This is a genomic window from Streptomyces sp. 142MFCol3.1 (assembly GCF_000424945.1).
GTDB lineage: Bacteria > Actinomycetota > Actinomycetes > Streptomycetales > Streptomycetaceae > Streptomyces > Streptomyces siamensis.
Genome location: NZ_AUKV01000031.1, coordinates 20,129 through 36,041, shown reverse-complemented (window position 1 = coordinate 36,041; position 15,913 = coordinate 20,129). Strand labels below are relative to the sequence as shown.

14 protein-coding genes and 1 pseudogene are annotated in these 15,913 nt (G+C 71.7%); 5 read left to right on the top strand and 10 right to left on the bottom strand.

Annotated features, from left to right (window positions below; genetic code table 11):
- Positions 1 to 185 precede the first annotated feature (185 nt).
- Positions 186 to 428 carry a hypothetical protein gene (locus tag H305_RS56155; RefSeq protein ID WP_028804496.1) on the top strand — a complete coding sequence of 81 codons (243 nt, stop codon included), beginning with the start codon at positions 186 to 188 and terminating at the stop codon, positions 426 to 428.
- A 117-nt stretch (positions 429 to 545) separates the two neighbouring features.
- On the opposite strand, the gene H305_RS0134650 is transcribed toward H305_RS56155, so the two are convergent.
- Entirely contained in the window at positions 546 to 743 is a 198-nt protein-coding gene (locus H305_RS0134650) for a hypothetical protein (protein ID WP_028804495.1), read from the bottom strand.
- Between the two features lie 291 nt (positions 744 to 1,034).
- On the opposite strand from H305_RS0134650, the gene H305_RS0134645 reads away from it, so the two are divergent.
- The 3 genes from H305_RS0134645 (at position 1,035) to H305_RS0134635 (ending at position 5,011) form a co-directional block, all read left to right on the top strand.
- A complete protein-coding gene (locus H305_RS0134645) occupies positions 1,035 to 1,532 on the top strand; it encodes a MarR family winged helix-turn-helix transcriptional regulator (RefSeq protein WP_028804494.1) in 498 nt (165 codons plus the stop codon).
- A 21-nt stretch (positions 1,533 to 1,553) separates the two neighbouring features.
- Positions 1,554 to 4,097: an MFS transporter gene (locus H305_RS0134640; protein WP_028804493.1), complete on the top strand. Its 2,544-nt coding sequence runs from the start codon at positions 1,554 to 1,556 to the stop codon at positions 4,095 to 4,097.
- A 92-nt stretch (positions 4,098 to 4,189) separates the two neighbouring features.
- Positions 4,190 to 5,011, top strand: a complete 822-nt coding sequence (locus tag H305_RS0134635) for a YceI family protein (protein ID WP_028804492.1) — start codon at positions 4,190 to 4,192, stop codon at positions 5,009 to 5,011.
- A 48-nt stretch (positions 5,012 to 5,059) separates the two neighbouring features.
- On the opposite strand, the gene H305_RS0134630 is transcribed toward H305_RS0134635, so the two are convergent.
- Complete coding sequence (locus H305_RS0134630; RefSeq protein ID WP_051371273.1) at positions 5,060 to 5,782, bottom strand: GAF and ANTAR domain-containing protein; 723 nt, start codon at positions 5,780 to 5,782, stop codon at positions 5,060 to 5,062.
- A 155-nt stretch (positions 5,783 to 5,937) separates the two neighbouring features.
- Here H305_RS0134630 and H305_RS0134625 point away from each other — a divergent pair, with 155 nt between their 5' ends.
- The gene (locus tag H305_RS0134625) at positions 5,938 to 6,405 is read left to right on the top strand and encodes a PPOX class F420-dependent oxidoreductase (protein ID WP_028804490.1); all 468 of its coding nucleotides are present in this window, start codon (positions 5,938 to 5,940) and stop codon (positions 6,403 to 6,405) included.
- 271 nt (positions 6,406 to 6,676) lie between these two features.
- On the opposite strand, the gene H305_RS0134620 is transcribed toward H305_RS0134625, so the two are convergent.
- The 8 genes and pseudogenes from H305_RS0134620 to H305_RS0134585 all read right to left on the bottom strand — a co-directional run bounded on the left by H305_RS0134620 (position 6,677) and on the right by H305_RS0134585 (position 15,898).
- The gene (locus H305_RS0134620; protein WP_028804489.1) at positions 6,677 to 7,450 is read right to left on the bottom strand and encodes a TetR/AcrR family transcriptional regulator; all 774 of its coding nucleotides are present in this window, start codon (positions 7,448 to 7,450) and stop codon (positions 6,677 to 6,679) included.
- Positions 7,451 to 7,591: 141 nt separating this feature from the next.
- A pseudogene (locus tag H305_RS47915) lies at positions 7,592 to 8,184 on the bottom strand (MFS transporter); the annotation flags it as partial.
- Positions 8,185 to 8,258: 74 nt separating this feature from the next.
- A complete protein-coding gene (locus tag H305_RS0134610) occupies positions 8,259 to 10,571 on the bottom strand; it encodes a glycosyltransferase family 39 protein (protein ID WP_078629396.1) in 2,313 nt (770 codons plus the stop codon).
- A complete protein-coding gene (locus H305_RS0134605; RefSeq protein WP_028804486.1) occupies positions 10,568 to 12,058 on the bottom strand; it encodes a bifunctional glycosyltransferase family 2/GtrA family protein in 1,491 nt (496 codons plus the stop codon). The genes H305_RS0134610 and H305_RS0134605 overlap by 4 nt, the downstream gene beginning before the upstream one ends.
- 14 nt (positions 12,059 to 12,072) lie before the next feature.
- On the bottom strand, positions 12,073 to 13,719 hold the full coding sequence (locus H305_RS0134600; protein ID WP_028804485.1) for a sensor histidine kinase: 1,647 nt from the start codon (positions 13,717 to 13,719) through the stop codon (positions 12,073 to 12,075).
- Positions 13,716 to 14,456, bottom strand: coding sequence for a response regulator transcription factor (locus tag H305_RS0134595; protein WP_028804484.1), 741 nt, complete (start codon positions 14,454 to 14,456; stop codon positions 13,716 to 13,718). Before H305_RS0134595 ends, H305_RS0134600 begins: the two co-directional genes overlap by 4 nt.
- Positions 14,457 to 14,580: 124 nt before the next feature.
- Positions 14,581 to 15,417, bottom strand: a complete 837-nt coding sequence (locus H305_RS47910; RefSeq protein ID WP_051371281.1) for an amidohydrolase family protein — start codon at positions 15,415 to 15,417, stop codon at positions 14,581 to 14,583.
- A gap of 130 nt (positions 15,418 to 15,547) precedes the next feature.
- Entirely contained in the window at positions 15,548 to 15,898 is a 351-nt protein-coding gene (locus H305_RS0134585; protein ID WP_028804483.1) for an antibiotic biosynthesis monooxygenase family protein, read from the bottom strand.
- Positions 15,899 to 15,913: the final 15 nt, after the last annotated feature.

The window sequence follows — 15,913 nt, the reverse complement described above, 5'->3', positions numbered from 1 at the left end:
CGGCCCCGTCGTCCGGGACCGGCGGATCCGGCCGTACGGGCACGGGTTCGGACGGGACTTCGAGCCACGGCCCGTCATCGCCCGCCACGCCACCGTCCGGATCTCCCCCGGCGCCCGCCGGGCCCGCGGCGCTCAGCGTGGGCGATCCCAGGCGCGAGGCGACCGGTCAACGGTGGTGCGAGAAGGTGACCGTCTCCTTCCGCAACACCGGTGGGACAGCGGTGCGTTCGGGCACGGTGACCTTCGGGACCCACATCATCGGGGCACTCGGGATCGACTGGGCGACGATCGAGTCGTCCGAGGACCTCCCCGCGCCGATCGCCGCCGGCGCGAAGAAGGACAAGACGTGGACGGTGTGCGTCGACGCCTGGCGCGTGCCCCTGGGCATGCACATCGAGACGCAGGACGTGTCCGTCCACTGGGAGTAGGCCGAGGCGGGCCCGGCCGTACGCCGCGCCCGGTCGTCAGGGGCGCGAGGACGCGCCCGGGCCGCCGCACAGCCCTCCCCGGGCCGTCCGTCCGGCCCGGGACAGCCGCCGGCCGGACTACTTGAGCGCGAGCCAGGCCACGGCGGCCACGACCACCACGGCGAGGACGACGCCGACGATCAGACCGACGCGGGGACCCGCCGGAGCGGCCGCCTGCTGCTGCCGGCCCTGGGGGGCCTCGTCGACGAAGGCGCGGAACATCTGAGTGCTGCCCGCGGGGTCGTAGTTGCCCTCGGGGCCCTGGGTGTTAGCCATGAGCCAGGACCCTAGCGAATACGCGGGGCCTGCCCAAGTGCCGGGTTCCCCTTCATCGCACGTGACGCGCTTCCCGGCGCTGCCGCAGCCCGCCCCGTCCGCCGGGACGGCCCGGCGGGGCGCCGGTGGAGCTCACAGCGGGGTCAAAGGAAAGCACCCTGCCCCACCTGCGGGTTTACGTTCGCCAATACTTGCCTTTGCCAAGTTTTTATCCCGTCGGACCCTCATTTAGTTTGCCTGCGGCAACCAACCTTCTTATGGTTGCCCCAAGCAACGAATATGGGAGGTGCGATGGCCGAGCAGGAGCAGTACGAGGAGTTGGCTCGTCAGCTCAGCGCCATCGGTGCCGTGAAAAGGGACATGGGCCGCATCCTGCCGCCCGACTGCCCAGGGGGGTCCGCCGCCGTGCTCACCCTGCTCGGGCGTTACGGCGAGATGCGGATGAGCCGGCTCGCGGAGCTGCTCTCCGTGGACATGTCGGTGACCAGCCGCCATGTCGCGCACGTCGCCGACCGGGGCTGGATCGAACGGTTCCCCGACCCGGCCGACAAGCGCTCACGCATCCTGCGCCTCACCGTCGCGGGCCAGGAGCAGCTCGACGAGCTGTCCCTGCGCACGTCGCGACTCCTCGCCGACCGGCTGAGCGACTGGTCCGACCACGAGGTCGGACTGCTCATCGAGCTCATGGGCCGGCTGCGCGAGAGCTTCGGCGACTGCCGTGCCACACCGCGGCCTCCGCACCCGCATGCGACAGACGCAACAGAACTGACCACCCGTACACCCGCGTAAGTACGCAAGAAAAGGAAGCCCATGGCAACGACCACACCTACCGGTGTGCGGGGCTCTCACGCCAAGCACGGAGGCGCCGTGGACGGCGCTCCGATGACGCACCGGCAGATCATGGAGGCGCTCTCCGGGCTGCTGCTCGGCATGTTCGTCGCGATCCTGTCGTCGACGATCGTCTCCAACGCGCTCCCCGAGATCATCGGTGACCTGGGCGGCGGCCAGTCCGCCTACACCTGGGTCGTCACGGCCGCCCTGCTGTCCATGACCGCGGCGACGCCCCTGTGGGGCAAGCTCGCCGACCTGTACAGCAAGAAGGCGCTCGTCCAGATAGCACTGATCATCTATGTGCTGGGCTCGGCCGCGGCCGGTCTCTCCCAGAACGCCGGCATGCTCATCGCCTGCCGTGTCGTCCAGGGCATCGGCGTCGGCGGTCTGTCCGCCCTCGCGCAGATCGTGATGGCCGCGATGATCTCCCCGCGTGAGCGCGGCCGCTACTCCGGCTACCTCGGTGCCACGTTCGCCGTCGCAACCGTCGGCGGCCCGCTGCTGGGCGGTGTCATCACCGACACCAGCTGGCTCGGCTGGCGCTGGTGCTTCTACGTCGGTGTGCCCTTCGCGGTCATCGCCCTGATCGTGCTCCAGAAGACCCTGCACCTGCCCGTCGTGAAGCGCGAGGTCAAGGTCGACTGGGGCGGCGCGTTCTTCATCTCCGCCGCGGTCTCGCTGCTGCTGGTCTGGGTCACCTTCGCCGGTGACAAGTACGACTGGATCTCGTGGCAGACCTACGCGATGGTCGGCGGCGCGGTCGTTCTCGGCCTGCTGTTCATCCTGGTCGAGTCGAAGGCCAGCGAGCCGATCATCCCGCTGCGGCTGTTCCGCAACCGCACCATCACCCTGTCCTCCCTCGCGTCCCTCTTCGTGGGTGTCGCGATGTTCACCGGCACGGTCTTCTTCAGCCAGTACTTCCAGCTGGCCCGCGACAAGTCCCCGACGATGTCGGGCGTCATGACCATCCCGATGATCGGCGGACTGTTCGTCTCCTCCACGGTCTCCGGCCAGATCATCACCAAGACCGGCAAGTGGAAGGCCTGGCTGGTCTCCGGCGGCCTCCTGGTCACGGCGGGTCTCGGCCTGCTCGGCACCATCCGCTACGACACGACCTACTGGCACATCGCGATCTTCATGGCGCTGCTGGGCCTCGGCATCGGCATGATGATGCAGAACCTGGTGCTGTCCACGCAGAACCAGGTGACGCCGGCCGACCTCGGCGCGGCCAGCTCCACGGTGACGTTCTTCCGTTCCCTCGGCGGTGCGATCGGCGTGTCCGCGCTCGGCGCGATCATGGCCCACCGGATCACCGACTACGTCAAGGACGGCCTGACCGACCTCGGACCGAAGTACGCCTCCCTGGCCGGTTCCGGCTCCGACGCGAGCATCCCGGACATGGACAAGCTGCCCCGGCCGCTGCGCACCGTGATGGAGAGCGCGTACGGCCACGGCATCGCGGACGTCTTCATGATCGCCGCGGGCATGGCGCTGATCGCCTTCCTGATCGTGCTGTTCATCAAGGAGGTCCCGCTGCGGACCTCGGGCGCACTGGCCCAGGCCGCGGCCGAGCAGGCCGGCACCCCGGCCGCCGAGGTCCCGGCCACCGCTGCGGCGTCCGCCGTGGAGGCCCCCGCAGAGAAGATCCCGAGCTGGGCGGCGGCCGTCGGCGGGCCGGACGCGGAGACCGCCCCCGATGGCACGCAGCGGCTCGCCGCCGTCGCCACCGCGACGCAGGGGTCCACCCCGCTGCCCGCGTCCGCCGGGATCCCGGTCCGCGGCTACGTCCGCGGCGCGGAGAGCTCCCCCGTGCCGCAGGCCGCCGTCACGCTGATCTCGCTCGCGGGACGCCAGCTGGGCCGCTCGGTCGCACAGCTCGACGGCTCCTACGCGCTCGACGCTCCCGGTGTCGGCTCCTACGTCCTGATCGCGTCCGCCGACGGCTTCCAGCCGCAGGCCTCGACGATCGTCGTGAACGACGAGCCGCTCGCCTACGACATCCTGCTGAGCGGCACGAGCGGGCTGAGCGGCGTCGTGCGGGCCGCCGACAGCGGCACCCCGGTCAAGGACGCCATGGTCATCGTGACCGATGTGCGCGGTGACGTGCTGGCCACCGGAACCACCGGTCAGCAGGGCGAGTTCACCTTCGCCGAGCTGGTCCCGGGTCCGGTGACCATCGCGGTGAACGCGGCGGGCCACCGTCCGCAGGCCCTGCCCGTCGAGGTCGGCGGCACCGGGGTCACCCGGGTCGAGGTCGAACTCAGCGCGGGTGCCCAGGTCCAGGGCGTCGTGCGGGCGCCGTTCGGTCCCCTCGCGGACGCCCGCGTGACCCTGGTGGACGCGGCGGGCAACGTGGTCGGCACGGCCAGGACCGGTGCGGACGGCGCGTACGCCTTCACCGACCTGGACGGCGGCGAGTACACCGTCATCGCCACGGGCTACCCGCCGGTGGCCACGGCGCTGACCGTCAACGGCTCCGGCGTCGACGACCACACCATCGAACTCGCCCACCCCGGCGAGTAGTTCGGACCCCGGCCCGTGGGGACGCGCGCACTCCGAGCGGAGGTGCGCCCCCCACGGGCCGGTCTCATTGCCGCATCGCAAGGAGTTTGACCATGGGACTGACCGCGAAGATCCGTACGCGGGACGGATGGGCCGTGTCGCACGCGGTCGTCACGGTGACCGACACGACGGGCAGCCAGGTGGTGCGGGCCGAGGCCGACGCGGACGGAGCAGTTCAGGACACCACCGCCCTGGCCCCCGGCGCCTACACGGTGATCGTCACCGCGGTCGGATACGCGCCCGCCGCGTCCAGCGCCATCGTCACGGCGAGCGGCCGTGCCGAGATCGGTCAGGTCACCCTCGCCCGGCAGGGCGGCACCGAACTCCCGCCGCCCGGTCCCTGGACCATCGACCCGGCCCACTCCTCCGTCGGTGCGGTGGCCCAGCACCTCGGGATCTCCAGCGTCCACGGCCGCTTCACCGACTTCTCCGGCACGATCGAGATCGCGCCCGACCACGTGGCCGGGTCCCGGGTCGAGGCGACGATCTCCGCCACCTCGATCGACACCGGCAACGGCATGCGCGACGGGCACCTCAGGTCGCCGGACTTCCTCGACGTCGAGCGGTACCCGGTGATCACCTACCGGTCGGTGGGGGTGAGCCCCGCCGGCGCCGACCGCTGGACGGTGCACGGCGAGCTGACCATGCACGGCGTCGTCCGCCCGGTCGATCTCGACCTCGCCTACCTCGGAACCGGCGCCGACCCGTGGGGCGGCACGCGCGCCGCCTTCCGCGCCACCGCCGAGCTCCACCGCGAGGACTTCGCCATGCACTACAACCAGGTGGTCCAGGCGGGCATCTCGGCCATCGGTACGACGCTCAAGGTGGAGCTGGACATCCAGGCGGTGCAGGGCGAGTCGCTGCCGGCCGCCTGAGCCGCCGGGCGCGGCTCAGGCGTCGCCCGGCCCGCGTGCCGGCCCGTCTCACGCGTCGCCCCGGCCCGCGTCGACGATCCGCCGGGCCAGGTCGCGCAGCTTGACGTTCTCCCGCTGGGATATCCGCACCAGACTGTCGAAGGCCTCCGCCGCGTCGGTGTCGAGGCGCTCCATGAGGATGCCCGTGGCCTGCCCGATCAGGTCGCGGGTGCGCATGGCCTCGGTGAGCTGTTCGCGCACCGTCGCCGACTCCAGGGCGATGCTGACGTGCGCGGTGAACAGCCGGCCGATCCGGGTGGCCGAGTCGTCGAAGGCCCGCGGCTTGCGCGCGTACGCCGTCAGTACGGTGATCCGGCGCCGGTCGGCGCGCAGCCGCAGCGACAGCACCGAGCGCAGCCCGAGACCGGAGAGCCCGAGCTCGCCGTCTGCGGACGCGCTGTCCTCGATGCCGGCGACGGGCGCGGTCCACAGCCGGCTCCAGTACGGATGGTCCTCCCGGCCCGTGTTCAGGGAGTCGGCCAGACGCACGACCTCGTCGGTCCACACGAGGGTCCGGTGCGTGTCGCGCTCGATGACCGAGATCCCGGCGTGCTCGGCGCCGGGCAGCAGGTGCACGGCGAGCCGGGCCGCGGTGCGCAGGGTGCCGTGGGGACTCGGCGTCTCGTGCAGTCGCTGAGCGGCCGCCGTCAGCGCATCGGCCAGCTCAACACCCGCCGTAAAACGGGACAATTCAGAAAACTCGGACGCAGTCACCACGAACCTCTTCGGCATGCACGGCCGAGCGGCCGTGCGCAGGAGAGCTCCGCAGCACATTCCTGACTGCGAGCACAGGACGAACAGCACTTTAGCTGTTCCGACGCGGCTGGGCGCGACCCGCCGGGAGGCCGCCACGGCCACCGCCCGCACCCGCGCCGTAGGCTGTCCGCATGGCTCCCAACATCGCGACGAACACCGCTGTCTCCCGGGACGAGTTGCTGGACTTCGTGCGTCCCCGGCACCGTGCCGTCCTGCTCACCCGCCGTGCCGACGGAAGCCCGCAGGGCTCGCCCCTGACCTGTGGTGTCGACGACTCGGGCCGTATCGTCGTGTCGACCTACCCGGAGCGGGCCAAGACCCGCAACGCCAAGCGCGACGAGCGCGTCAGCCTGATCATTCTCAGCGACGAGTGGGACGGTCCCTGGGTCCAGGTCGACGGTACGGCCGAGGTGATCGACTCCCCCGACTCCGTCGAGCCTCTCGTCGAGTACTACCGCAACATCGCGGGGGAGCATCCGGACTGGGACGAGTACCGCGCGGCGATGCGGAAGCAGGGCAAGTCGATCATTCGCGTCACCCCCACGCGCTGGGGGCCGGTGGCGACGGGCGGTTTCCCCGCGCACCTGTCCCAGGACTGACCCCGGGTTCCTTCGCCCCCTCCGCCCCTACCCGACCAGAACCCCCGAGGACTCCGCCCGCGGACCCCCGTTCGGCCTGAACGGCCTCGTCCTCGAACGCCGGACGGGCTGGAAGGCGGCTGTCCGCCCTCGATGCGGGGCGGGAGCCGCCGCCGGACGGGCTGAAGGGTGCCCCCGCTCCAGAGGCGTGCGGGGACCCGCGCCGGACGCACCCGCAGCCGCCTCTCACGGCCCCGACCCACCCACCGGACAGACGGCGAAACGGCCACGGTCAGCCCCGGGCGACCATCGTCTCGATCCCGGCGACCAGCATCTCCAGCGCGAACGTGAAGTCCCGCTCGCGTATCTCCTCGACCGTGTCACCGCCCCGCGCCTCCATGAGATCGGCGGCGCTCGCGAGGTTGGCGGCGAACTGCGGCTGCTCGCTGATCGTGCTCATGGCCTGCCGGAAGTACTCGTCCTGCGACATCCCCGCCGAGGCGCAGCGCTGCACGAAGTGCCCCTCGATCGTGCCGAACCCGTAGACGAACTGGAAGACGGCCGAGAGCGCCCCCATCTGCCCGTGCGGCGGCAGCCCGGTGTTGCGGACCACCTGCTGCACACAGAGCGAGAAGGACATCGAGCACGGTCCGATGTTCAGGAAGTTGCCGATGAGCGGCGACACCCAGGGATGACGTACCAGCAGAGCCCGGTACCCGACCGCGAGCGCGCGCAGCTGCTCCCGCCAGTCCTCGCCCGACTCCGGATCCGGCAGCCCCAGTTCACCGAAGACGGCGTCGAGGGCGAGTTCGAGCAGGTCGTCCTTGGTGTCGACGTACCAGTACACGGACATCGCGGTGACGTTCAGCTCCGCCGCCAGCCGCCGCATGGAGAACTTCGCCAGCCCCTCCGCGTCCAGCAGCCGCACCGTGGCCTCGGTGATCCGCTCCCGGTCGAGCCCCGACGGCTGGCCGCCACCACGGGCCGACCCGCCCCGGGACGCCTTGCCCTCCAGCCAGACACTGGTCCGCGCCGGACGCTTGGCCCGGTCGGCTGCCCTCACCATGGCGCACCTTCCTCGGAGCTCGTACCGCGGGACGGTCCGGAATTCCCTGGTCCGCCCTCCCACATGATGCCAAGCGCGCGTTTCGGCACAACCGCTACGGAGACCGCGCGGCACCCCGCGAAGAGCACCCAGGAGAAAGCGCTACGCGGAGACCGCCACCGTGGAGTCTGCCCTCTCCGCCCGCCAGGGCAACGCGGCCGCGAGCAGTCCACCGAGAAGCACCGCACCCGCACCGGCCAACTGGCTGGTCTCCAGCCCCGACGAGAACGCGTCCGTGATCCGCTCCCGCTCGTCCCCCGGGCCCGTCGAGGCGAGTGCGGCCGGCGGCGACGTGGCCGCGACCGGAATCAGCGCCGCGAACCGCGAGTTGAGGATCGCGCCGAGCACCGCCACCCCCAGCCCGTTGCCGAACTCCGCGAGCGTGCCGTCGATCCCGGCGCCGACGCCCGCCTTCTGCCGCGGGATCGCGCTCGTGATCGCGTGCGCCACGGCGGGGTCGGCCACCGCACAGCCCCGGATGAGCAGGAACAGCGCACCGCCCGTGCCGAAGGTGATGAGCACGGCGCCCGCGACGGCGCCGGTGAAGCGCCGGTCCCAAAGAAGTGAAGGTCGAGCATGGGGTGGGGAATCCGGGACGCCCAGTAGGCGAAGCCGCCGAGCACCAGGAGCGCGACCGCCGCGGTCAGGAGGACCCGCCCTGTCCGGTGACCGGTGACCGGAGCCCACCACACAGCTCCACCCCACACAGGCCGGTGGCCCGGAGCAGAACCGCCCCGGGCCACCGCCCAGCCCCGCACACGGCCCGCGATCAGCCGTTCCGTTGCGTCAGGTCGTAGAACGTCGCGGACCCCACCGTCACCTTCTTGAAGTCGGCCGTGACCCAGGAGCTGATCTGGGACGAGGAGCCGGAGCCACCGCCCGTTCCGCCGCCCATCCCTCCGCCGGAGATGAAGTAGTGGATCTTCCCTGCCGCCACGTAATCCTTGAACTGGGCCAGGGTCGGTGAAGGATCGGTGCCGTTGAAGCCGCCGATGGCCATGACGGGCTTGCCGGTCGCGAGCTGGTAGCCGGCGGAGTTCTGGGAGCCGATGGCCGCGGCGGCCCAGGTGTAGTCGTCCGCGTTCTGCTCCAGCAACTTCTTGGCCGCGGAGCTGACGTTCGCGCCGTTCAGCAGCCCCCCGGCACCGCCGCCCGCGCCCATCGGGCCGTCGCCCTGGACCATGCCGCCCGCGCCGGGACCGCCCTGCTCGTTCTGCCCCTGACCGCCTGCGCCGTTGCCGTTCCGGGTGTTGCCGCCGCCGTTCTGGCCCGGCATGCCGCCGCCGGGGAAGCCGCCGGCCGGAGGCTGTCCCGTACCGCCGCCCTGCTGGGTGTTCCCGTTCTGCTGGTTCTGGCCCGGCATGCCGCCGCCGAAGCCGCCCCGCATGCCACCGCCGCCACGGCCCCCACCAGGACCGCCCATCATGCTCGCGCCGGCGGGACCGGCCGTCACGATGGAACCGGTGTGCCCGGTGTCCACCGTGGAGAGCGTGTACGCGGTCGGACCCGCGACCGAGGCCACCACGCTCAGCCCCACCGCCGCGAGGGCGAACGGGCGTCCGATCCGGGTGATGAAGATCAGGCCGAGCGCACCGGCCAGTCCGCCGACCAGGACCAGCCACTTGAGCCAGGGCAGGTAGTCGGGCGTGCGGTTGAGGAGGACGTACCCCCAGGCGGCGGTCGCGGTGACCGCGCCGGCCAGGCTGAGCGAGACCCAGATCCTGGACCGCTCCTCCCACAGGACCGTCGCGCCCATGCCGACGACGGCGGCGATGCAGGGGGCGAGAGCCACCGTGTAGTACTGGTGGAAGATGCCGGCCATGTAGCTGAAGACGACCGCGGTCATCAGCAGCGCGCCGCCCCACGCGAGGAACGAACCGCGGGCCAGGTCGGTACGCCCGGCGCGGGCGGCGGTCCCCTCGCCCGGACGGAACCGGGAGCGGGTGAGCACGAGCCCGGCGACCAGCAGGATCAGCGCGGCGGGCAGCAGCCAGGAGATCTGGCCGCCGATCTCGGAGTTGAACATCCGGTCCCAGCCGGTCTCGCCCCACTGACCGGTCCCGCCGCCACCGCCGACGCTGCCGCCACCGCCGACGCTGCCGGTCTCGTCGCCGTTGATACGGCCGAGGCCGTTGTAGCCGAAGGTCAGCTCCAGGAAGGAGTCGTTCTGCGAGCCGCCGATGTACGGGCGGGAGGACGCGGGCCACAGCTCCACGATCGCGACCCACCAGCCGCCGGAGACGACCATGGTGAGCGCGGACAGACCGAGCTGCCCGAACCGCTTCCTCAGGGAGACGGGTGCGCAGACCGCGTACACCAGCGCGAGCGGCGGCAGGATCAGGAAGGCCTGGAGCGTCTTGACGAGGAAGGCGAGGCCGACCGCGGCACCCGCCCGCACCAGCCACTTGGTCCCGCCGTCCTCAAGACCGCGGATGACGCAGTAGACGGTGACGGTCATGAGCAGCGCGAGCATCGCGTCCGGGTTGTTGAACCGGAACATCAGCGCGGCGACGGGGGTGAGCGCGAGCACCGCGCCCGCGATCAGGCCGGCGGCGGGGCTGAAGCGACGGCGCACGGCCGCGTAGAGGACGCCGACCGTGGCCACGCCCATGAGGACCTCGGGCACGAGGATCGCCCAGGAGCCGAGGCCGAAGATCCGGACCGACAGGGCCATCGGCCACAGCGAGGCCGGGGGCTTGTCGACGGTGATGGCGTTGGCGGAGTCGAGCGAGCCGAAGAAGAAGGCCTTCCAGCTCTGGCTGCCGGCCTGCACGGCCGCGGAGTAGAACGAGTTGGCGTATCCGGAGGCGCTCAGGTTGTACAGGTAGAGGAGCGTGGTGGCGGCCAGCAGGCCGAGGAGGGCGGGTCGCACCCAGCGCGGGTCCTCGGGCCGGCCACGCCAGAGGCCACGGCGGAACGGCTGCCGGGGCTCACCCGAGCCGGAGCCGGAGCCGGGACCAGGTGCGGGAGCGGAAGGCGGAGCGCCGGCGGGCAGGCCCGGCTGCCGCGGAGCCGTCGCCGCGGGCGGCTCCCACGTGGGACTCACACCCTGTGGACGGGTCGTGTCGGGCTGAGTGGTCATCGTGCGTTCCTCGGATCGTGATCGTGCGGACGCATCGCCTGCAACTGCATGGTCGAGTCCCCCCAGGTGCGGTCCGCGGCCTCACAGGCGCGGAACTGGGTCGTGTCGTACGGGGCTTGGTCGTGCGCGGCATGGCCGTGCGGGGCCGGTACCTGTGACACCGGGCCGTGCGGGGCGACCGGAGCGTGCGGGGCCGGGCCGTACGAGGCCGGACGGTGCGAGACCACGACGTGCGACGTCCCCTCGTCGCGCCGGTCAGGGAAGACCCAGGCCCGGAAGAGCAGGAACCGCAGCACGGTCGCCGCGAGGTTGGCGGCGATCAGTACGGCCAGCTCGGTGGAGTGCGAGGGGTCGCTGCTCGCCGCCTTCAGCGCGGCGAGGGAGCCGCTGGTGAGGGCGAGGCCGATGCCGAAGACGATCAGTCCCTGCGCCTGGTGGCGGACGGCGCCGCTGCGGCCGCGCACCCCGAAGGTCAGCCGCCGGTTGGCGGCCGTGTTGGCGACCGCGGAGACGAGCAGGGCCAGCGCGTTGGCTGTCTGTGCCCCGGCGAAGGAGCGGCAGGCGCTGTAGAGCAGCAGGTAGAACAGGGTGGACAGGCCGCCGACGACGCAGAACCCGACGAGCCGGCGGGCCAGGCCGCCCGGCACGTCGGTGAGGTCCCGGTCACGCGGATCGTCCCCGAAGGGCCGGGCGAGCCGGTCGAGCGGCAGCGAACCGGTGGCGAGGGCGCGTCCCACCCGCCACACCCCCTTGAGGTCGTCGGTCGCGGTCTTCACGAGGTGCACGGTCGAGTCCGGGTCGTCGACCCAGTCGACGGGCACCTCGTGGATGCGCAGTCCGGCCCGCTCGGCGAGCACCAGCATCTCCGTGTCGAAGAACCAGCCGGTGTCCTCGACCAGCGGCAGCAGCGCCTGGGCGACATCACGGCGGATCGCCTTGAAGCCGCACTGCGCGTCCGAGAAGCGGGCCTGCAGCGAACCGCGCAGGATCAGGTTGTACGAGCGGCTGAGGAACTCCCGCTTGGCACCACGCACCACCCGGGAACTCCGCGACAGCCGGGAGCCGATCGCCAGGTCCGAGTGGCCGGAGATCAGCGGCGCGACCAGTGGCAGCAGGGCGTTGAGGTCGGTGGACAGGTCCACGTCCATGTAGGCGAGGACCGGCGCGTCCGACGCCGACCACACGGCCCGCAGCGCCCGGCCGCGGCCCTTCTGCTCCAGCCGGAAGGACCGGACCTCGGGGATCTCCGCCGCCAGCACCTCGGCCACCCGGGAGGTGCTGTCCGTGGACGCGTTGTCCGCCACCGTGATACGGAACGCGTAAGGGAACGTGCGCTCCAGGTGCTCGTGCAGTCTGAGCACACAGGGCTGGAGGTCCTTGTCCTCGTTGTAGACGGGGATCACTACGTCCAGGACAGGCGTGTCGGCGTCTGTGGCCGGGAGGTGCTCCCGCGCCGGCAGCTTGCCGGGAGAAGGGTCGGTTCGCATGCGAACGACTCTCGTCAAGCGCCCTGTCGCGCCCATGTGGTGGTGCTGTGCTGTGCCTGTGAGTGCGACGACCGGGCCGCTTCGGGGGCGGGCCGCGGCACGGCGGGGCCGAGTGCGGGCAGACGCAGCGTGAACACGGTCCTGCCGGGCCCGCTGTCGACGGTCACGGCACCGCCGTGCGCGGTCGCGACCGCCTGCACGATGGCGAGCCCCAGACCGGTGGACCCGGTGGCCCGGGACCGGGCGGAGTCCCCGCGCGCGAACCGTTCGAAGACGTGCGGCAGCAGTTCGGACGAGATGCCCTGGCCGTTGTCCTCGACGTCGATGCACATCCACGGACCGCGCCGCTGGACGCGGGCCGTGACCGTCGTGCCCGGCGGGGTGTGCTTGCGGGCGTTGCCCAGCAGGTTGACCAGCACCTGCTGGACGCGTGCCGCGTCCGCGGCCACCAGGGCCGGTTCGTCGGGCAGGTCGAGGCGCCAGTCGTGGTCCATGCCGGCCGCGCGCGAGTCGCTGACGGTGTCCACCACGAGCGGGACGAGGTCGGTGTGCTCGAACTGGAGGGGGCGGCCCGCGTCCAGGCGGGCGAGCAGCAGGAGGTCCTCGACGAGCAGGGTCATCCGGCCCGCCTCGGATTCGATCCGGCCGAGCGCGTGCCGGGTGTCGGCCCCGACCTGCTCCCTGCCGCGCCGGGTCAGTTCGGCGTAGCCCCGGATGGAGGCGAGGGGGGTGCGCAGCTCATGGCTCGCGTCCGCGACGAACTGCCGTACCCGCGTCTCGCTCTGCTGGCGGGCGTGCAGGGCACCGTGCACGTGGTCGAGCATCCGGTTGAGCGCGGCACCGACCTGGCCGACCTCGGTGTGCGGGTCGGTCTCGGACTCCGGGACACGTTCGCTGAGGTTCACCTCGCCGCTGTGCAGGGGGAGTTCGGAGACGCGGGTGGCAGTGGCGGCGACCTTGCGCAGGGGGCGGGTGGCGAGGCCGACCAGGACGTAGCCGGCGACGGCGGCGGCCACCAGGCCGGCGGCGGTGACGCTGATCTCGACGAGGATCAGGGTGTCGACGTTGTCGTCGGTGTCCTCGGTCGGCAGGCCGACGTAGTACGAGTCGCCGCCGTCCCGGCTCGTGGCGTACTCGACGAAATAGCTCCCGAGACCCGGGAGATCCACGGAGTGCCCCTTGCCGTCCTTGGCCACGGTGGCGAGCGCCGTCCTCTGCGCCGTGGAGAGCTCGGCGGCGTTCATCTTCTTGAAGATGCCGTTGGTGTCGTTCTTCTGCTCGGCCACCGCCGCATCGGTGATCTCGCCGTCCGCCACGTACGCGGCGACGGTCCTCGGCTGGGTGGGGGCCTGGGTGACGAAGTTCCGGACCTTGCCGCTCGGCGTGGTGCTGTCGTCGGGGGCGCCCGTGTCTGCGACGGGGGCTCCGGGGCCGCTGCCCATCCTGTCCGGCGGACGGGCGCCCACCGCGCGCATGGCGGTCTCGTGCAGCTTGTCGCCCAGCTGGTCGTACAGGTGCGAGCGCAGCGCGATCGTGGTGACGGTGCCGATCACCGCGCACACGACGGCGATCAGCGTCACGGACGCGACGACGAGCCGCGTACGCAGGGTGCGCGGCTGTCCTCGCCTCTTCTGCGTACGCGGCCGTCGTCGTCCGCTCATGACGCGGCGGGCTTGATCAGATAGCCGGCTCCGCGCCGGGTGTGGATCATCGGCTCACGGCCCGCGTCTATCTTGCGCCGCAGGTAGGAGATGTAGAGCTCGACCACATTGGCCTGGCCGCCGAAGTCGTAGGACCACACGCGGTCGAGGATCTGCGCCTTGCTGAGCACCCGGCGCGGATTGCGCATCAGGAAGCGGAGCAGTTCGAACTCGGTCGCGGTGAGGTGGATGTTCTCGCCCGCCCGCGACACCTCGTGGCTGTCCTCGTCCAGGGTGAGGTCGCCGACCACCAGCACGGAGTCCGAGCGGCGGTCGGCAGCGCCGGAACGGCGGATCAGTCCGCGCAGCCGCGCCACGACCTCTTCGAGGCTGAACGGCTTGGTGACGTAGTCGTCGCCGCCGGCGGTCAGGCCCGCGATGCGGTCCTCGACGGCGTCCTTCGCGGTGAGGAACAGCACCGGCACGTCGGGCAGTTCGCGGCGCAGCCGGCCCAGGACGGCCAGTCCGTCCATGTCGGGCAGCATCATGTCGAGGACGACGGCGTCGGGCCGGAACTCGCGCGCGGTCTGCACCGCACCCAGTCCGTCGCCCGCGCTGCGGATCTGCCAGCCTTCGTAGCGCAGGGCCATGGACAGCAGCTCGGTGATCGACAACTCGTCGTCCACCACGAGCACTCGGACGGGGCTCCCGTCCGGCCTCAGCAGTTCGGTGCGCCCCTGGGGCGAGGTCGTGGTCATGGCGGACACCTTGCTGGGCGCCGCTGAGAGCATCCTTTCGGGAACCTGTGATTTGCCTGAGAAACCCACAGGTGTCTCTCAGGGGACTCCTGGGAAGATCATCGGCCGTTCCGGGCGGCGTGGTTCACGGGGCGATCGAGAACAGGCGCGCGCCGTTCTCCCAGCAGACCGCGCGCAGCCACGCGTCGCCCAGTCCGAGCCGTTCCAGGGCGTGCAGCTGATGGGCGTACGGATAGGGGATGTTGGGGAAGTCGCTGCCCAGCAGCACCCTGTCGCCGAGGCCGGCGAGGCGGTCGCGTGCCCGGTCCGGGAAAGGTGCGAGCCGTTCGGTGAAGTCGGTGAACGCCATGGTGGTGTCGAGCCGCACCTCTTCGTACCGCTCGGCCAGGTCGAGGAAGTCCTCGTACTCCGGCATACCCAGGTGCGCGACGACGAGCCGCAGTCGCGGGTGGCGCGCCAGGAGGCCCGCGACCGGACCGGGTCCGGTGTGCTTGCCCGGCGAGGGCCCGGACCCGCAGTGCATCACGACAGGCACGCCGGCCTCGGCCAGGGCGCCCCACGCGGGGTCGAGGAGCGGGTCGCCGGGGTCGTAGGCCCCGACCTGCACATGTGCCTTGAAGACGCGTGCCCCCGCGTCCACCGCCTCCCGTACGTACCTCTCCACACCCGGCTCGGGGAACAGGGTCGCCGTGTGCAGGCAGTCGGGGGTGCGGCGGGCGAAGCCGACGGCCCAGGAGTTGAGCCATTCGGCCATGCCGGGCTTGTGCGGGTAGAGCATGGCGGTGAAGGCCCGCACTCCGAACGCCCGGATCACCGCGAGCCGTTCGTCCTCGTCCGCGCGATAGGTGATCGGCCACTCGACGCCGCCGGTCAGCGGGCCGAGTCCGTCGAAGTAGTCCCACACCTTGCGCAGCACGCGGTCGGGCATGAAGTGGGTGTGCACGTCGACGAGACCGGGCAGGCCGAGGCGCCGCCAGAACCGTGTGACGTCGGCGGCGTCGGCCGGGGCGCCGTCGCCGGGGCCGCCTGCCGGGGGTCCGCTGTCGCCGGCCGTGCGGTCGCCCGGTGCGCCGCCGCCGGTCCGCTGCCCGCTACCGCCCGGCACGCTCGAACCCGTGGCTGTGCTCGACCTTGGCGATGTGCAGGGTGTAGCGCGTGTACCAGTGGTCGCGGCCGTGCTTCTTCGCCGCCCGGTGCTCCATGTGGTTCCGCCACGCGTCGATGGCCGCCTCGTCCCGGAAGTAGGCGACGGTGACGCCGAGTCCGCCGGGTGTGCGGGCGACGTCCTCCCCGAGGAATCCCGGGATCTCTTTCACCAGCTCGCTCAGCCGCTCACCGGTCTCGTCGTAACCGTCGTCGTCCTGCGTGCGCACGGAGGTGAACACGACGGCGTAGTAGGGAGGTTCGTGTGGGGCGACAGGCGCAACGGAGTGATCGCTCATGTCGCCACTCTCGGG